Origin of the sequence: Chryseobacterium taeanense (assembly GCF_900099685.1) — a bacterium.
In the GTDB taxonomy this organism is placed as follows: domain Bacteria; phylum Bacteroidota; class Bacteroidia; order Flavobacteriales; family Weeksellaceae; genus Chryseobacterium; species Chryseobacterium taeanense.
Window position 1 is genome coordinate 1 of the sequence record NZ_FNDW01000024.1, and the last position, 1,738, is coordinate 1,738.

The 1,738-nt window shown below is 30.4% G+C and carries 3 protein-coding genes; all 3 read right to left on the bottom strand.

The features are described from left to right. On the bottom strand, nucleotides 1-290 hold a 290-nt coding region (locus BLR30_RS17460), incomplete at its 3' end, for a hypothetical protein (RefSeq protein ID WP_139164660.1). A 48-nt stretch (nucleotides 291-338) separates the two neighbouring features. Beyond that, entirely contained in the window at nucleotides 339-959 is a 621-nt protein-coding gene (locus BLR30_RS17465) for a DUF6705 family protein (RefSeq protein ID WP_139164661.1), read from the bottom strand. A gap of 10 nt (nucleotides 960-969) precedes the next feature. Then, a partial coding sequence (locus BLR30_RS17810; protein WP_175443685.1) for a hypothetical protein occupies nucleotides 970-1,738 on the bottom strand: 769 nt, incomplete at its 5' end.

A 1,738-nucleotide genomic window follows, 5' to 3' on the forward strand; every position in this document is an offset into this window, starting at 1 on the left:
TCCACAATTCTGCCATTTCTGCGTACAGGAACTACAAGATAGCTTTCGTCAAACTTATCCATCGTCATTGCATATTCCCATAATGGTGCTCCATGTTCTTTCCGGATCTCATTTTCATTTTCTTCGTAGATTTTAATAATATTTTTGATGTAGATTTCATCCTCTTTCCAAAGACTTTTAGAGTGATACTCTTCAGAAGCGGAGGCAGAATAGATTTCATCATGTACACAGGAGTTGAGAAGAAAAAGAAACACTGCTATGAAAGACAGCCATGAAATTTTTTTCGTCATAGTTATTTTGTGTTTATTTATAATAAAAACCTCCGAAGAGGTTTTATATTATTGTTTTATCATTGTAAATTCACCAATCGGCAAAGAAAAATCTGCGGGAGGGTTTTGTGTTTCTACATCATAGACAACACTATTCGGGTTTGCAATTTTTACTTGTAATACCTGCTGTCCATTTATAACAGTTCTTCTCATAAGAATATCTGCATATCTATTAGTTAATTTATCTGTAATAGTTAATCTTACTCTTTTTTCATTTGGATTGCATTGAGGACATTTCCAAAGTCTATGATTAATGTTTGATATAATACTATTTCCTGCTATACAATGTCTTAAATATTGATTAGAGTAGACAATATCCAAATTAGATAAGGTATTAATTTTCTCTACACCATTTTTTATATATTGATATTCTCCAATTATCATATCTTCATAATGTAAGCCTGTAGATTGCTTTATCATTTTCTTTAAAATAATCTTAAAACTTGTAGTTCCATTATTATAAATGTATGTTCCTTGAAATGGGTCTAATAAATTATTAATATCTTTTTTATAATAGTCATAATAAGTATTATTAGATGTTGAATAAGTGGTGTCATTAATATCAATTACAGTTTGAGATTTTGTAATAATCGATATTAATATAATTAAGATTACATATATATTTTTCATGTGTTTATTTTTAATTACAGTTAATAGGTTGTACTTGGGCATTGGGAATATTAGATGTTATTTGTAATTTACTAAATCCAGTTAAATCATTATTCGCTTTATATAAACCAATATTAGTTCCAAAATTGAATTGCAAGAATACACTTTCATAGTTTGGATTAGTTTTATTTGCTTCTTGGTCATATTTTATTTGTAATAAGTAATCCATCCTTGTTTTTATTTCCTCATGGCTACATCCAATATTCTCAGGATTATTAAATGTATCTTCCATCATTGTACCTATATTTTCAAAAGCAATCATATAGGTTTGTTTAACTCCATTATCATCCTGGCAAACTAATACCAGGCTTGATTGTCCGCTGTTAGCAGTAGAAGACTTCATTTCCAATGTATATAATGTATAAATATCTGACCAGGAAAACATTGGATATGTAATGTTAGGATGAGTGTGAACTGCGCTGTAATAAGTTCCCCCTGCTTTTACAGGTAGCATAGCATCTGCAACATAAGGAGCTACTTCAGTTGTAATATTTCCTGCATTGTCCTTTTTGAGATAGATTCCTGCTTCTCCTGTGCTGCTGTTGTTAATATAAGCGTACATTCCATTTTTAATTAAGGGCTTTAAATTAGCTTTTGTAATGTCAAGTAAATTTTTTCCTTTCTCACAAGGTGTTTTGTTTATTGCAATACTATCTGCAGGATTTTCATATCCTCCGCCCAAAGGTGGATAGTCATACCCTACGTTTCCACTGCCATCATCCGGATTTTCAAAAGTATCG

Bases quoted from the DNA above. Each gene is read 5' to 3' on its own strand.
- BLR30_RS17465 (WP_139164661.1), bottom strand. From the start codon at position 959: ATGAAAAATATATATGTAATCTTAATTATATTAATATCGATTATTACA.